Origin of the sequence: Pseudoalteromonas sp. 2CM32C (assembly GCF_023161925.1) — a bacterium.
In the GTDB taxonomy this organism is placed as follows: domain Bacteria; phylum Pseudomonadota; class Gammaproteobacteria; order Enterobacterales; family Alteromonadaceae; genus Pseudoalteromonas; species Pseudoalteromonas marina.
This window is the reverse complement of sequence record NZ_JALNTI010000003.1, coordinates 1-16795: the sequence shown is the minus strand read 5'-3', so window position 1 is coordinate 16795 and position 16795 is coordinate 1. Positions and strand designations below refer to the sequence as shown.

General features: G+C 40.6%; 13 protein-coding genes. 5 read left to right on the top strand and 8 right to left on the bottom strand.

Features of this window, described 5'->3' with window-relative positions; genetic code table 11:
- Positions 1-47: 47 nt before the first annotated feature.
- Positions 48-1487, bottom strand: a complete 1440-nt coding sequence (hldE, locus tag MTF67_RS07035) for a bifunctional D-glycero-beta-D-manno-heptose-7-phosphate kinase/D-glycero-beta-D-manno-heptose 1-phosphate adenylyltransferase HldE (protein ID WP_039037690.1) — start codon at positions 1485-1487, stop codon at positions 48-50.
- The gene (locus MTF67_RS07030; RefSeq protein WP_006791589.1) at positions 1487-2077 is read right to left on the bottom strand and encodes an SIS domain-containing protein; all 591 of its coding nucleotides are present in this window, start codon (positions 2075-2077) and stop codon (positions 1487-1489) included. Before MTF67_RS07030 ends, hldE begins: the two co-directional genes overlap by 1 nt.
- A 182-nt stretch (positions 2078-2259) precedes the next feature.
- Between MTF67_RS07030 and waaA the strand changes: the two genes are divergently transcribed.
- Together waaA and MTF67_RS07020 are read left to right on the top strand one after the other, a co-directional pair.
- On the top strand, positions 2260-3543 hold the full coding sequence (gene waaA / locus MTF67_RS07025) for a lipid IV(A) 3-deoxy-D-manno-octulosonic acid transferase (RefSeq protein ID WP_248519127.1): 1284 nt from the start codon (positions 2260-2262) through the stop codon (positions 3541-3543).
- Positions 3540-4088 carry a DUF1415 domain-containing protein gene (locus MTF67_RS07020; RefSeq protein ID WP_248519126.1) on the top strand — a complete coding sequence of 183 codons (549 nt, stop codon included), beginning with the start codon at positions 3540-3542 and terminating at the stop codon, positions 4086-4088. The genes waaA and MTF67_RS07020 overlap by 4 nt, the downstream gene beginning before the upstream one ends.
- 30 nt (positions 4089-4118) lie before the next feature.
- Here MTF67_RS07020 and MTF67_RS07015 read toward each other — a convergent pair whose 3' ends face one another.
- The 4 genes from MTF67_RS07015 to purL form a co-directional block, all read right to left on the bottom strand.
- On the bottom strand, positions 4119-4448 hold the full coding sequence (locus MTF67_RS07015; protein ID WP_006791592.1) for a YdbL family protein: 330 nt from the start codon (positions 4446-4448) through the stop codon (positions 4119-4121).
- A 10-nt stretch (positions 4449-4458) separates the two neighbouring features.
- Positions 4459-4656 carry a YnbE family lipoprotein gene (locus MTF67_RS07010; protein WP_010556932.1) on the bottom strand — a complete coding sequence of 66 codons (198 nt, stop codon included), beginning with the start codon at positions 4654-4656 and terminating at the stop codon, positions 4459-4461.
- A 2-nt stretch (positions 4657-4658) separates the two neighbouring features.
- Positions 4659-7115, bottom strand: coding sequence for a YdbH domain-containing protein (locus MTF67_RS07005; RefSeq protein ID WP_248519125.1), 2457 nt, complete (start codon positions 7113-7115; stop codon positions 4659-4661).
- A gap of 133 nt (positions 7116-7248) precedes the next feature.
- A complete protein-coding gene (gene purL / locus MTF67_RS07000; protein WP_248519124.1) occupies positions 7249-11139 on the bottom strand; it encodes a phosphoribosylformylglycinamidine synthase in 3891 nt (1296 codons plus the stop codon).
- A 211-nt stretch (positions 11140-11350) separates the two neighbouring features.
- On the opposite strand from purL, the gene mltF reads away from it, so the two are divergent.
- A complete protein-coding gene (mltF, locus tag MTF67_RS06995) occupies positions 11351-12766 on the top strand; it encodes a membrane-bound lytic murein transglycosylase MltF (protein ID WP_248519123.1) in 1416 nt (471 codons plus the stop codon).
- Between the two features lie 179 nt (positions 12767-12945).
- Complete coding sequence (locus tag MTF67_RS06990) at positions 12946-13113, top strand: hypothetical protein (RefSeq protein ID WP_006791597.1); 168 nt, start codon at positions 12946-12948, stop codon at positions 13111-13113.
- Positions 13114-13121: 8 nt separating this feature from the next.
- On the opposite strand, the gene tadA is transcribed toward MTF67_RS06990, so the two are convergent.
- Positions 13122-13619: a tRNA adenosine(34) deaminase TadA gene (gene tadA / locus MTF67_RS06985; RefSeq protein WP_248519122.1), complete on the bottom strand. Its 498-nt coding sequence runs from the start codon at positions 13617-13619 to the stop codon at positions 13122-13124.
- Between the two features lie 178 nt (positions 13620-13797).
- On the opposite strand from tadA, the gene MTF67_RS06980 reads away from it, so the two are divergent.
- Entirely contained in the window at positions 13798-15102 is a 1305-nt protein-coding gene (locus MTF67_RS06980; protein ID WP_010556927.1) for an inosine/guanosine kinase, read from the top strand.
- A gap of 15 nt (positions 15103-15117) precedes the next feature.
- Here the strand turns inward: MTF67_RS06980 and glsB are convergent, their stop codons facing one another.
- Positions 15118-16041: a glutaminase B gene (glsB, locus tag MTF67_RS06975; protein ID WP_248519121.1), complete on the bottom strand. Its 924-nt coding sequence runs from the start codon at positions 16039-16041 to the stop codon at positions 15118-15120.
- Positions 16042-16795 lie beyond the last annotated feature (754 nt).

Genomic DNA, 16795 nt, shown 5'->3' with positions numbered 1-16795 from the left:
AGGGATGAAAGCAACACTTTCATCCCTTTTTAATACGCAAAATATACTTATTGCTTTATTTTGCTAATCACTTTTGACGTTGAACAGCCATCTAAAAATGTCAGCACTTCTACTTTGCCGCCATGGCGCAGTACATGATCGGCACCGGCTATTTGCTCTACGGTATAATCGCCACCTTTCACTAAAATATCAGGGCTTATTTGCTCGATTAATTTAGCGGGTGTGTCGTTTTCCTCAGCGCTGCCAAACGGAATAACCCAATCTACAGAGGCAAGTGCACTTAATACCATTGCGCGCTCATCAAGCGGGTTTATCGGGCGCTCGGGGCCTTTTAAGCGAGTGATTGAATCATCATTATTTAGTCCAACAACGAGCCTATCTCCACGCGCTTTAGCTTGTGCTAAGTAGCGCACGTGACCTGCGTGTAAAATATCAAAACAACCATTGGTAAATACAATGGTTTCGCCGTTTTGCTTTGCAAACTCAATATGCTGCAGTACGTCATCAAACGGAGTTTGGTAGTGCTCGCCATTAGTGTGTAAGTATTGGCCTAGCTTTTGGCTTAGCTCTTCTGGTGACACTGTGGCTGCCCCAAGCTTACTTACTACAATACCGGCGGCTAAATTAGCAATTTCTACTGCATCTTTAGGCTCCATACCTGCACCAAGCATTACAGCTAAAGTTGCAATTACGGTATCGCCTGCGCCAGTTACATCGCTCACTTCTAATTGCTGAGCTGCAAAGTCGTGTTTTTCATCGGCATTAATTAACGACATACCTTGCTCTGAGCGTGTAAGTAGCATGGCTTTAATACCATTTTTACTAATAAGCTCACGGGCACTTTGCGCTAAAATGTCCTCAGAGCCGGTTTTACCACCTGCTAAATTAAACTCATGCAAGTTAGGCGTAATGTAGTCTGCGCCCTCGTATAAGTGTAAGTCTGGCGATTTAGGATCTATAAGTACAGTTTTACCCGCCGCTTTAGCAACGCTAACCATTTCTTTAATTAAGCTGAGCGAGCCTTTACTGTAATCAGAAAACACCACAAAGTCGTATTCATCAAGCACCAGCTCTAAGCGATTTAATAACAGTTGGCTATGCTGCTCGCTAAAGGTTTCTTCTAAATCAAGGCGTACAAGTTGTTGATGGCGGCTAATAACACGCATTTTAGAAATAGTCGGTAAATCACATACACTCACAAGTTGTGAACTTATTTTTTCACCTTTTAAAATTGTTTCTAAAATTTGCCCGCTTTCATCTTCCCCAATTAAGCCAAGTAGCCCTACTTTGGCATCAAGCCTAGCAATGTTTTTAGCAACATTGGCGGCGCCACCGGCTTTGTCTTCAAACTTGCTTACCTTAACAACAGGTACTGGCGCTTCAGGCGAGATACGCCCAGTGTCACCGTACCAGTAGCGATCAAGCATTACATCGCCCACCACTAAAATACGCGCTTTAGATAAGTTTTTTAATAGCGATAAATCCATTACTGCTGCTCCGCAACAACCATATCTATGGCTTCACATAACCAGTGGCCAATAAACATATGCGCTTCTTGAATACGTGCTGTTTCATCGTTTTTGATAATAATTGGCAGCTTGGCAATGTCTTTTACTTTTCCGCCATCACGGCCTGTTAATGCAACTGTAAATGCGCCAATTTTATTAGCCGCTTCAAGTGCTAAATTGATATTTGCACTGGTACCTGAGGTTGTTAAACCAATCACTAAATCTTCTGGTTTACACAGTGCCTGAACTTGGCGTTCAAACACGGTATCAAAATGGTAGTCGTTACTGTGCGCAGTAAGAATTGACGTATCGGTTGTGAGTGCCATAGACGCAAGCGGTCCACGCTCTAATTTATAACGTACTACAAATTCGGCCGCCAAATGCTGAGCATCCGCTGCACTTCCGCCGTTACCAAACCAAATAACCTTACCACCAGCTTGTAATGCACTATGGCATACTTCTAATAACTGCATAGACTCTTGATGATAAGCCTCCATCGTTTCAAATAAGGCTTGATGACGGTTTAAACTTTCAACGTAGCTTGTTGCCACAGAATCGATAATTGACATGAAAAATTCCTCTAGGAACTGAAATGGCAGGAAAAAATTAAATCCATTATTCCACAGTTTTATTTAGTTGTGTGTATTTTATAGGAATATAGCTGAACTGGAACATAATTTAGTGCTTCACATGTTCAGAAATTATCACTTTCGCGTTAAACTAAGGGCACTTACCTCAATAAAAGTTCAGTATGGCACGCATTTTTTACTCATTCGCTTTAATTTTAATTAGCCCGCTGATTGTATTTTACTTATATGTATTAAGAGGTAAAAAAAACAAGGGCTATCGCGCACACTTTAAAGAGCGTTTTGGCTTTGTGAGCAAAAGCTTATTTACAATCAAAGGCAAACCGTTAGTTGTGCACTGCGCCTCTGTAGGTGAAGTACTTGCAGCTGCACCTCTTATTAAAGCGCTGCAAAAACAACACCCACAGCTTAATATACTCATAACCTGCAATACCCCTACAGGTCGCGAGCAAATAATTAATCAGTTTAAAAATACCGTGGCGTGTAGTTATTTACCTATGGACTTTGCGTTTTCGACCGCCCGATTTTTAAAACGTATAAACCCACAAGCGCTATGCATATTAGAAACCGAGCTTTGGCCAAACTTAATGGCAATAAGCCATAAAAAGAATATTCCGGTACTGGTACTTAATGCTCGCTTGAGCGAAAAATCGCAACAAGGGTACCAAAAGGTGCCCAAGTTAACGCAAATAATTATGCGTTCAATCACGGTACTTGCAAGCCATAATAAAAAAGATGCCGAGCGGTTTATTGAGCTCGGTTTAACCTCCTCAAAAAGCCATGTTACAGGCTCAATTAAGTTTGATATAAGCCCAAGCAATGAGCAACTAGCCTCAGTTGCAAACCTTAAAGCACAATATAAAACCCAAGAGCGTTTTGTATGGGTAGCAGGCTCTACTCATCCGCTTGAGCACGAAATGATATTAAATGCCCACCAGCAACTATTAAAAAAACACCCTAATTCGCTTTTAGTTATTGCCCCTAGACACCCTGAGCAATTTGATAAAGTAGCCGATACGTTAGCTCAAAGCACGCTTAGCTTTAGTCGTCGCAGCAACAACAACTATCAAAACGAGCAAGTACTATTAGCTGATACACTTGGCGAGCTGCAATGTTTATATGGGGCTGGTAATGTCAGTTATGTAGGCGGCAGTTTAATTCGCCGCGGCGGGCATAACCCACTTGAAGCGGCTGCTTTTTCGGTCGGTGTTATAACTGGCCCACATACGTATAATTTCGACCATATCTACCCTGAGCTTATAAAATTAAAAGGCGCTGTGGCTGTTGAAAATACCGATGAACTTGCTACACAATTAATTAACTTAAGCCAAAACACTAAAGCTTGCCAAACTTTAGGGAATAAAGCGCAGCAGTGCGTATTAAAAAACCAAGGCGCCATTAAAAAAACATTAACCATAATTAATCAGTATTTAGAGCCACAAGCATGACCAATTTAGCTATTACTCAAACCCGTGAGTGGGTATCGTCTGTTATTGTAAAATATAACTTTTGCCCATTTGCCCGCAAAGAAGTTGAGAACAACTGCATTCATTATGTACTTAGCCCAGCAGTAAAAATTGATGATGCGGTAATGGATATGCTTGAGCAATGCACACAGCTTAATCAAAATCCAGAGCGCGAAACCACATTAATACTGTTTGATAACGGCTTTAGCGATTTTGAAGACTTTTTAGATTTAGTTGATTTAGCCAATGCGCTACTGGTTGCACAAGGCTTTGAAGGTAAATATCAAATTGCTAGTTTTCATCCCGATTACGTGTTTGCCGACAGCGACGAAGATGATGCAGCAAATTACACAAACCGAGCTCCCTACCCTACATTGCATTTAATTCGCGAATTAAGTATGAGCGAAGCGCTTGATAACTATAACGAACCAGAATCTATACCAGAGCACAATATAAAACTTGCAAGGCGCAAAGGATTCGACTTTTGGCAGCAACTTTTAGAAGGCATAAAAAAACCGAGCGCATAACGGCTCGGCTTTTAAGTATCAAATTCAATGTTACTTTTTAACCCAGCTGCCATTTACTTCAACATAATGACCACTTTGGGTTTTTTCGATTGTTTTAGCCGCTGCGAGTGCTTCTACTTGGGCGAGCGATAGATTGTTCTTTTTAGCTAGTTTTAAATACTGAGCTTTACGCTTTGCGTTAATTTCTTCAACAACGGCTTTAGCTTCGCTATTTTGTACTACTAAGCCTAAATAACCCGAACTGTTCTCACCCACTAATCCTTGGCTTTTAGCATCATCTAAACTAATCGCCCACGCCGAAAACGACATACACACTGCACCAATTAAAGTGGCAATACTTAATTTATTTTTTATAGTCATCATTTAGCTCCTAAAATAATTCGCTGTCGTCACTGAACAGGGTATCGAGTTCTTTATCTACCTTTACACGAATTTCGTGATCAACCTTTACATTGAGGTTGATAGTTATTGGCTCTTTAGCTGCTACTTCTACTCTGTGTGTACATGCGCTCAATGCGCTGATAGCAGCAAGGGCTATGATTGCCTTAATGCTTAACGAATTTTTCATCATTAGTTTCCTTTTTGAGAATATTGCTGCTCAACTTTTTGTGTTATTTCGTCACTTAATCTTAGCGCTCTTAGTAGCGTAAACACGTTTTCTTCGTGATTATAATTAAAATTAACTTGCTGCTGTTGTGGCTCATTAAAGCCTTGTAAATTAACACCTAAATTTAACCAACCATCACTGTTAAGTGCTACTGTACTATTAAGTTTTTGTATATCAAGGTTTTTAAGTAAGCTCAGTACAGGCTGTAACTCTTGCTGCTGTTGCATAACAGAGTCAAACGCTGTGTTATTGCTAATAATAAGCTTACCTTCACCTTGGTTTAATAAGTTGCCGTTTGTAACCTCTACGCCACTGTCACTAAAATGAAGTGGCAGCCACCCTTTTAATCGGCCCGTTAAGGTAATTCCCGACTTATCATCAAGGGTAATGAGTTTACTCGCATCAATATCTTTAAAAGTAACATTGGCTGTTTGCTGTTGCTTTAAAAGCGTGTATTTGTCTAATTCAAAAACTCCATCAAACACATTACCGCTTATATCAAATGCTTGCGCGCTATTGTTAACCACTTTTATTTTACCGTTGATATTATTAACTACTGCGCCCGCTCTTAATTCATTGAGGTTAAAGGTAGTTGGCTCAACATTAAGCTGCCCTGAATCATATTGCCCACTAAGTTGCGCCTTAAACTGATTAGCTAAGTAATCGTTATAAAGCGCGCTGGTATCATCAATAGTTAAATTAAAATTGGCTTTTTGTAAATTCACATCACCACTAATACGCCCACCAAACTTGCCCTGAGTAAGTTGAGCTAACGGTTCAAATTGGCTAACGAGTGAATTTAACGAAGGCACATTTTGCTGCGGTATAATCACTTCAAACGGATGAGCTACCTTTGAAACATGGTGATTGGCCACCAGCTCAACACCATTTACAAACACATGATGAGACGCCGTAAGCGCGCGACTTTGCAGCCCGGTTGACGTTACGTTTATTGTATTTAAATCGACATTTAGGCTTGTCAGTGTATTTATTTGGGTGTTTGCATTTAAGTTTGCAAATAACTCACCCACACCTAAGTTTGCTCTTGCACTAAGAGTGTTATTAATACCGGTGAGTTTATACTCGTTGTATTGCACGCTTTTAAGCTTACTTTTAAGCGTTACTTTTGCATCGAGCTTTTCATTCATACTTGCTTCAAGGTTACCTGTGTAGCCGTTAAAAGCGCTGCCATAAGCAGCTGCGCTATCAACGCTAAACTCAATACGTGCGTTTCCAACGGGCTTAAAGTCAATAAGTTGAATAACTGTAAAATCCCCTTTGGCTTTAATATTATTAGCCTCAGCCGGTAAAAATTCAGGCAAAGAGGTAAGCGTAATATCGTAATTACCACTTAATTGAGAGTTTTTAAGCTGCGTATTTAGCGTTATAGCGTCTATTTCATCTGTATGTAGCTGTACCTTTAGCTGCGTGCGTGCGCTTTGTAACGGTGCAGCAGTATTTATAAACGTATCTGTAAACCTCATATCTATATTTTGCTTGGCTTGCTCTGCGTTTTTGAGCGTTATTAACGGTAAGGTTAGGTTGTTATGTGCAAAATTAATTGGTTTAGCTAAAGCCCATTGCCAATTAAGTGGAAGCTGCTTTATAGCAAATGACTTGTAGGCACTTTCAGGAATAAGAGATTGGCAGTTATTACTAATCGTTACATTGTTTTTAAGCTGGCTTGGGTCTATATCAAGCTTTTGGCTATTTAAGTTATATGTAGCGCTTAGTACACCTTTTGAGCTATTTGTTATACCACAGCTTTGTATTTTATAGTCATACTGGGCTTGTAAATCACCAGTAAGGCTTGCCTCTACTCCGTTGAAGCTAAATGCCTGCGCTGCATTAAAGCTAAGTCCACTTAATAACTCATTATCTGTTTTAAGTAATTGCTTTAATGATCCATCATTAACTTTAAGCTGCCCTTGTACCTTATTATTGTAAAGCGTTGCGCTTACGTTTAAGTCACCATTGACTACAAACTGGTTAAGCGTGGGCTCGGTGATATTTAGCATTAGCGGGCGCTTTAAAAACGCACTGTTTATAGTTAAATGCTCAACTGTAATTGTTGGCCTTTTTTTAGGAAGTGCTAAATCTAAAATTGTGGCAGGAGTGCTTGTTTTACTACTTTGAGGAAATGGATTTACATTAAGTACTGCGTGTTTAACTTTAACATGCTTGGTATTAGCAGTAATACCTGTAAGAGCAAACTCTTGATTTTGGTAACTTAAACAGGCTTTTTGTACGTGCACATTTAACTTGCTCGTAAGCGAAAAATCTAAGCAGCTTAAGGTAACACCTGCTTTTTCAAGTTCAGGCGCTACAACCCATTGTAATAGTGGCAAACGAAATACATAGCCAAGCAAAACTATACTTAGCAATACAGCACCCATAATTAAACCAACGCGCTTTAACATACTATCCTTATAAGCTTTTATTCATACCTTACAAACTATCGTAATTTTAAATCTACGCAATCAAAAAAGGCTGCACAGTGCAGCCTTTTTTATTTTACAGCTAGATTATGAATCTAACTTGTATATGTCGTTTTTAACCTACATTTTTACGTGCGTTGCGGAACATACGCATCCATGGGCTATCCTCTTTCCACTCATCTGGGTGCCACGAGTTAGCAACAGCGCGGAACACACGCTCAGGGTGCGGCATCATTACAGTGGCACGGCCATCAGTAGAGGTAATACCCGTAATACCTTCTGGTGAACCATTTGGGTTAGCCGGATATTGCGTTGTCGGGTTACCATAGTTATCTACAAATTTAACCGCAACAGTGCCGCTTTCAAGTGCAGCTTGAGTGGCGGCATCGTTTGCAAATTCTGCATGGCCTTCACCATGAGATACAGCAATTGGCATACGCGAACCAGCCATTCCATTAAAGAACACAGACGGGTTTTCTTGTATTTCAACTAAGCTAAAGCGTGCTTCAAAACGCTCTGACTTATTTGTTACAAAACGTGGCCAATTCTCAGTACCCGGAATTAACTCTTTCAATGTTGATAACATTTGACAACCATTACACACACCTAAGCTAAAGGTGTCTTCACGGTGGAAGAAGTTTTGGAACTGATCGCGTGCCATATCGTTAAACAATATAGACTTAGCCCAGCCTTCACCGGCGCCTAATACGTCACCATAAGAGAAACCACCACATGCCACTAAGCCTTTAAACTGCTCAAGAGTTAAACGCCCTTCGAGGATATCGCTCATGTGTACATCAACAGCGGCAAAACCAGCACGGTTAAACGCAGCAGCCATTTCTAAATGCGAGTTAACGCCTTGCTCACGTAAAATAGCCATTTGCGGCTTAGCGCCCGTTGCAATGTAAGGTGCGGCTATATCTTCGTTTAAGTCAAAGTTAAGTTTTACGTTTAAGCCTGGATCTTTTGCATCAAACTTGGCATCAAACTCCTGCTTAGCACAATCAGGGTTATCACGACGTGCTTGCATTTGGTACGTTGTTTCGGCCCAAATAGTACGTAATTCAGTACGAGTATGATTAAGTACTGTTTGCTCACCACGGTTAAATACAATGCTATCGTCGCTATTAAGCGAGCCAATCACGTGGCTAATTGCAGCAACACCGTGTTGCTCAAATACAGCATTTACGGCATCTAAATCGCTGTTAGCCACTTGAATTACCGCGCCAAGCTCTTCGTTATAAAGTGCTTCTAAGTCTGAGCCTGTTAAACCAGCTAAATCAACAGTCACACCTGTATGCCCTGCAAATGCCATTTCAGTTACGGTAGTAAATAAACCACCGTCTGAACGGTCATGATAAGCAAGTAGTTTGCTATCTGCTACTAGTGCTTGCATGGCATTGTAAAAGCCTTTCAGTAATTCAGGGCTGTCTACATCAGGAGTAACATCACCAAGTTGCTTATAAACCTGTGCAAGGCTTGATGCACCCATGCGGTTTTTGCCAGCACCTAAATCAACTAAAACAAGCGAAGTGTCGCCTTTATCAGTGCGTAACTGTGGCGTTACTGTTTTACGTACATCGTCAACACGGCCAAAGGCTGTAATAATAAGCGATAACGGCGACGTTACTGATTGCTCAGCACTATCGTCTTCGTTTTTCCATGTCGTTTTCATCGACATAGAATCTTTACCCACAGGTATAGTTAAACCAAGTGCTGGGCAAAGCTCTTCGCCTACCGCTTTTACGGCTTCGTAAAGGCCGGCGTCTTCACCTGGGTGACCCGCTGCAGCCATCCAGTTAGCAGATAGCTTAATGTTCTCAAGGCTGCCAATGTTTGCACAAGCAATATTAGTGAGTGACTCAGCCACAGCCAAACGCGCCGAAGCTCCATAATTTAATAGTGCCGCCGGCGTGCGCTCACCCAGAGACATAGCTTCACCGTGGTAAGTGTCGTACGTTGCCGCAGTAACCGCACAGTTAGCTACAGGTACTTGCCAAGGGCCAACCATTTGATCCCGTGCTACTAAACCGGTAACCGAGCGGTCGCCAATGGTAATTAAGAATGTTTTTTCTGCAATAGTAGGTAAGCGTAACAAACGCTGCGCGGCATCAGCTACGTCAATAGCGCTTGCATCTATGGCAGTACCATTTACTTGCTGAGATGTTACATCGCGGTGCATTTTAGGCGCTTTACCTAATAAAACATCAAGCGGTAAATCGACAGGGTTATTATCAAAATGGTTATCTGCTACAGTTAAATGAGGTTCAGCAGTTGCTTCACCAATTACTGCATACTGTGCACGTTCACGCTTACAAATTGCTTCAAAGCGATCAAAATCTTCAATACCTACAGCAAGTACATAGCGCTCTTGCGATTCGTTACACCAAATTTCATGTGGTGCCATGCCAGGCTCATCGTTAGGGATATCACGTAGTTGGAATTTACCACCACGGCCACCATCGTTTACCAGTTCAGGAAACGCATTTGATAAACCACCGGCGCCTACATCATGTATAAACGCAATTGGGTTTTCGTCGCCTAACTGCCAGCATTTGTCGATGACTTCTTGGCAACGACGTTCCATTTCAGGGTTTTCACGCTGTACAGAAGCAAAGTCTAAGTCTTCGTTTGATTGGCCCGACGCCATACTTGATGCAGCACCACCGCCTAAACCAATGTTCATAGCAGGGCCGCCTAGCGCAATTAATTTTGCGCCTACTGGAATCTCGCCTTTTTGAACATGATCAGCACGAATATTACCTAAACCACCGGCAAGCATAATTGGTTTGTGGTAACCACGTACCTCTTCACCATTGTGGCTTGTTACTTTTTCTTCATACGTGCGGAAGTAACCCAATAAGTTAGGACGACCAAACTCATTATTAAATGCAGCACCACCCAGTGGGCCATCCATCATAATATCAAGCGCGTTGACTATACGACCTGGCTTACCAAAATCGCTTTCCCACGGTTGCTCGTAACCCGGAATACGTAAGTTAGAAACCGTAAAGCCAACTAAACCGGCTTTTGGCTTAGAACCACGACCTGTTGCACCTTCGTCACGAATTTCACCACCTGAGCCGGTAGCCGCCCCCGAAAACGGTGCAATAGCCGTTGGGTGGTTATGCGTTTCTACCTTCATTAATATTTCTATGTCTTCTTGATGATACGCATATTCACCTTGCGCATTCGGGAAGAAGCGACCCGCTTTTGAGCCCTTCATTACTGCCGCGTTATCTTTATACGCCGACAATACATTTTCAGGATTGTGCTCAAATGTATTTTTGATCATTTTAAACAGCGATTTTGGCTGTTCAATGCCATCAATTGTCCAATCAGCATTAAATATTTTATGACGACAATGCTCTGAGTTTGCTTGGGCAAACATAAATAATTCTATGTCGTTAGGATTACGACCTAGCTTTTTAAAGTTTTCTACTAGGTAGTCAATTTCGTCATCGGCAAGGGCAAAACCTTGCTCAATATTTGCGGCAGCTAATGCTTCGCGTCCGCCACCTAAAATATCAACTGATGACATTTCACGAGGAGAATCATTACGGAACAACTGTGCTGCAGCTTCAAGCTCAGTGTGTGTAGCTTCAGTCATACGGTCGTGTAATAACGCCTTTGCTTGTGCAAGTTGCTCTGCACTTAGTTCACCTTCTATATAATAAGCAATACCACGCTCTACACGGTGAACCTGTTTAAGGCCACAGTTATGCGCTATATCGGTTGCTTTAGATGCCCAAGGAGAAATGGTACCAGGGCGAGGTGTAACTAAAATAAGTGTGCCAGCTGGGGTATGCTCGGCAATAGTAGGACCGTAAGTTAATAGCTTTTCAAGCTTGGTCTGCTCATCAATACTCAAAGGCGATGTTAAATCGGCAAAATGAGCATACTCGGCATATACGTTGGTGACTGGAAGTTGCGATTGTTTGCAACGCGCTAAAATTTTATTAACTCTGAACTCTGACAGTGCTGGTGCACCACGAAGGATCAACATAGATAATTTCATCCGGGGTTAGGGATTGAACGATATTTTAGGCACGCATTATAGTCCAATTAGCCATCATATTTAACTCCAAATTTAGCTTTTCATAAAATTAACTTTTTAGCTTTATTTATAATCCGTTTTAGCTAATAAAATAAAAGGGAAAGTGACGAAATGGCTAAGTTTTGTTATAACGGGTGTTAGCGTGTTAAAGGGGCACTCAATGTTCAAAGAAAAGCTAATAATAATCATCACTTTAGTTATACTGTTATGTGCATGTAATATGCAAGAACAGCCAACTCAACTTGCCCACATCAAAGAGCAAAACAAAATACGTGTTGGCACGTTAGCAAGTGCGAGCAATTATTATCAAGCAGTTCAGGGCGAGCAAGGCTTTGAATATGAGCTTTCTCAGGCTTTTGCTGATTACTTAGGTGTTGAACTTGAAATAGTCCCCTTTTTTAATTTATCTGATATGTTTGATCGCCTTGAAAGTGGTGACTTAGACTTAATTGCCTCAGGACTTACTTACAATAAAACGCGTGCGCAGCAATATAGGTATGGCCCAACTTACAGAACAATCAGTCAAAAATTAGTATATAAACAAGGCCGCGTTCGTCCTCGTAAGTTTGACGATCTAGATGGAAACTTTACGGTTATAGCAAAAAGTAGCCACTCACTTACCCTGCAAAAAGCTCAAAAGAACAACCCATCACTCAGCTGGATAGAAAGTGAAGAATTTGACGAAGAAGAACTTTTGCAAGCGGTTATAGATGGTGAAATAGACTACACCCTTGCTGATTCCCACACTCTTTCGTTATTTCGCCGGTATCACCCTAATTTAAGTATTGGCTTCTCAGTAAGTCATAATGACCCAATTGCGTGGATACTTCGCAAGTCAAAAGATGATTCTTTATATGCGCTGCTCGTGCCATTTTTTGGTGAAGTAAAACAAAACAACCAACTTTATGTACTCGAAGAAAAATATTTTGGTCATGTACGCCAGTTTAACTACGTAAATACATTAGCTTACATAGAGGCAATAAAAGAAACGTTACCTACATATCAGCCATGGTTTGAACAATACGCAGGAGATCTTGATTGGCGTTTATTAGCTGCATTAAGTTATCAAGAGTCGATGTGGAACCCTCGCGCTAAATCACCAACGGGAGTTCGCGGTATTATGATGCTTACACGCATTACAGCTAAACAAGTTGGTGTAACAAATCGTCTCGAGCCTGAACAAAATATTCGTGGCGGTGCTCAGTATCTAAGCAAATTAATAACCCGTATTCCTGATAGAATTCCTCAACCAGACAGGACGTGGCTTGCTTTGGCTGCTTATAATGTTGGTTGGGGTCATGTGAACGACGCGCGGATTATCACCCAACAACAAGGGGCAAGCCCAGATAAATGGGCCGATGTAAAAAAACGCTTACCGCTATTAATCAAAAAACGATATTACCGTAATACACGTTATGGCTATGCCCGTGGCGATGTGGCTGTAAAATATGTTGATAATATTCGCAGATACTACGACGCGCTGGTATGGCTTGATGAAAACAATGCGATGACCGAAGAAAATATCACTACAGAGCGTGATGACACCAGCAATATAAAACAAGATGAATCGCCATAGCGGATTATGGATTAATGCGATATTTATTAATTATGAAAGTTTACGGCTTCAAAGTAGTGGGTAACTAAAATATCTGTTTACTTGTCATTAAATGATCACTAATGTGTGGTAATTGTATATTTCAATTTTTTCAAAGATATATCTTGTGCCTTTCTCACTCTCACGCATTAGGAGAACACATGCTAAAACGTAGACGCACACAAAAATTAAAAAGAAACGTTATTTATTCAACGGCAACACGTCGTCGTATCATGTTACGTGGTTTACACAAAAAAATAATTTGGCGTCGCCGTATGTTTGCTATGCAACAAATGGAAGCACAAGACACTATACCAGCGGGCAATTAATAATATTTCTAAGCCCCACGAGCAGCCTTCTTGGCTGCTTTAATTTGCGCCCTTCTTCGCTTAAAAAATTCAGATATAGTGTTACCACATTTATCGGCTAATACTCCTCCAATAACTTCAACTTGATGGTTAAGCCTTGGCTCCTGCAGTAAATTCATAATAGAGCCAGCTGAACCAGTTTTTGCATCTGGAGCTCCAAATACTAAACGCTTTATTCTGCTATGCACTAATAATCCTGCACACATAGAGCATGGCTCAAGTGTTACATATAACGTGCAGTCAATTAAGCGATAATTATTGAGTGCTTTGCCAGCTTCTCGTACTGCAATCATTTCGGCATGAGCTGAAGGGTCATTATCAGTTATAGAACGATTGTATCCAGATGCTATAAGTTGATTATCTTTTACTAAAACAGCACCTACTGGGATCTCATTAAGCTGCTCGGCTTGTTTTGCATACAAAAGCGCTTGTCCCATCCAATAATCGTCGTCAAATGGCTTGTTCATTATTTCTTCTTTAATTACGTTTTATGCTTTAATTATACCTAGTTAACATCCTAAAGCGCGGCAATGATTACTTTATTGCAAAAATAAAACACTATTTAGCTGTTAATAATGGCTCACTGACGCTGATTTACGTTATAATCTCTCGCTTTTTTTATTTAGCTCACAACACGGGTAGCGAATGAAATTTCCTGGACGCCGCAGGCATAAACATTATTTTCCAGTGGAAGCCAAAGATCCACTAACTAATCAACTTAACGCAACAGATAGATTACAACGTAGCTATATTACGGGTATCGATCAAATCGTTGTTGATATAGAAGCAAAAGTTGATCAAGCTTTCCTTGATGAGTTTCAACTACGCAGAGGTATGTCACAGGTTATTGACAGTGACATAACAAATGCTCTATACGACCGCTTAAAATTAAACGACATGGTTGATTATGAATTTGCAGGTGGAACCATTGGTAACACAATGCACAACTATTCTGTACTTGCAGATGATCGCTCTGTTTTATTAGGCGTAATGAGTGAAAACATTAAAATTGGCAGTTACGCATACCGCTTTTTATGTAATACCTCAAGCCGTGTAGACTTAGATTATTTACAACCTGTTGATGGTCCAATAGGCCGTTGTTTCACTCTTATTGATGAAACAGGCGAACGCACCTTTGCAATCAGTGCGGGTTTAATGAATTACCTACGCCCAGAATCAATAGATAAATCGTTGATAGAAAACTCATCGGCTTTAGTCATTAGTGCATACCTTATGCGAACACAAGATGACGAAACCATGACAGATGCAACTATGCAAGCAGTTAAATATGCTAACGATGCTGGCGTACCTGTTGTTCTTACACTCGGCACTAAATTCTTAATTGAGCAAGACCCTGCTTGGTGGGCAAACTTTGTTGAAAAGCATGTAGATATTCTTGCTATGAACGAAGAAGAAGGCTTTGCTATTACAGGGTTTGAAGACCCGCTTTTAGCAGCAGACAAAGCACTAGACTGGGTAGATCTTGTTATATGCACTGCAGGTGAAAAAGGGCTATTCATGGCAGGCCATGTTGACGACAGCTTTAAACGTGAAACCGAATATCCACTACTGCCTGGTGCTATTGCAGACTTTAATCGCTATGAATTTTCACGCGCTATGCGTAAAGCTGATTGCGAAAACCCTATAAGAGCATACAGCCATACAGCTCCTTTTATGGGCGGACCTGACTCAATCAAAAATACTAATGGCGCTGGCGACTGTGCACTCGCTGCTGTACTACATGACTTATCAGCAAATGTTTATCATAAGCTTAATGTCGCTAACTCAGCAAAGCACGATCAACAAGCTATTACATACTCATCTCTTGCACAAATTAGTAAATATGCAAACAGAGCAAGTTATGAAGTACTTGTTCAGCACTCTCCCCGCTTATCGCGTGGATTACCTGAGCGTGAAGATTGTTTAGAACAGGTTTATTGGGAGCAATAAGCTCCCTTCATCTCTCTAAAAGATAGAAATATCAAGCTTTTTAGATAGCAGCTCTAATGCTGCTATTCCTGCCACTGAGTTACCAAACGAATTAAGACCTGGGGAATAAACGGCTACTGTAAACTTATTAGGTAATACCGCAAGAATAGTCCCTGACACCCCTGATTTACCTGGCATACCGACCCTATACCCAAAATCACCCGCAGCATCATATAAACCACTGGTAAATAATAATGAATTAAGCTGTTTATTTTGACGACTACTTAAAACCTGCTCACCAGATAGCTGATCAACTCCTTTATTTGCCAAAAAGCTATATGCCTTAGCAAGTTCAACACAATTAAGCTCAATAGAGCAAAAATTGAAATATGACCAAAGCACATCATCAACGTCATTCTCAAAATTACCAAACGATTTCATCAAATGCGCCATAGCAGCATTGCGGTGTCTAAATTCATACTCAGAATTAGCCACTTTTTTATCAATCACAATGCCGCGATTACCTGATAGTAATCTGAATGTTTCGAGCATCGAGTGCATAGGTGCAGACAATCGGCTATAAAGCGCATCACAAGTAACAATAGCACCCGCATTTATGAATGGGTTACGCGGTACACCTTTTTCAAATTCAAGTTGTGTAAGCGAGTTAAACGCTGTACCAGAGGGCTCCTTACCTACCCTGCCCCAAAGTTCGTCACCATAACGCTGTAACGCCATAGTTAATGTCATCACTTTAGATACTGATTGAATGGTAAATCGCTGAGAACAATCACCTGCGCAAATGATTTCACCCTCAGTAGTGTATATGGCAATAGAAAACTGCTCAGGGTCAACCTCAGCAAGTGCAGGGATATAATCGGCTACTTTCCCTTTAGACAGTAAAGGGGCGACTTCTTGAGTAATTTCATTTAATACACGTTGGTAATCTGTAGTAGGCAATTAACACCTCAAATAGATTTAGCTAAATGAAAATATTACCATGCCTCAGATTAAACGAGCTAGTTTAGTTAGATGAAATTAATTGTATTGTGAATTATATTCGCAATAAACATTCTAAAGCGAGGTCAAACGACAAGAAAAAACAATTAATGATAAGTACCACTAATTGGCAAATTCAATAACCTATTTATATCACCTAAACATAAGGCTATTATTCACCAAACCTTAAACTCTTTAACAGTAATATTTAATCAACCCCTGATAGAAAAGCTGACGCTTATAGGGTTAAAGGTATCAGTTAATAGACAGAGATAAATAATATAACCTTGTTGTTTATATTATTACCTTACTTAAGACTAGATCCTTTAATTATACGAATTAGTAAAGCTCACCTTGAAATTGTAACTTAATTGATTTACTTCATTTCAAAATACAAAAAGCGTCACTTTACTGCAACAGGCTTCACTTAATTAAAGTCGTTGCACCACTCACTTGAATACCCGAGGGATAAAAAGTCACATCGCTGATAGCATACTTTCATTGTGTTGGTCGGTCTTATATAAGCTCACTTTAGAATTGGTATTGTTACTGAGCTCGGTATGCTTAACGCCAATTTGCTAAACCCCAGACAGCAAAAAACCCGTTACATAGCTGTAACGGGTTTCTCTTAATTAAATCCTGGTAATGTCCTACTTTCACATAGCAAATGCTACACTATCATCGGCGCTGTTTCGTTTCACTACTGAGTTCGGCA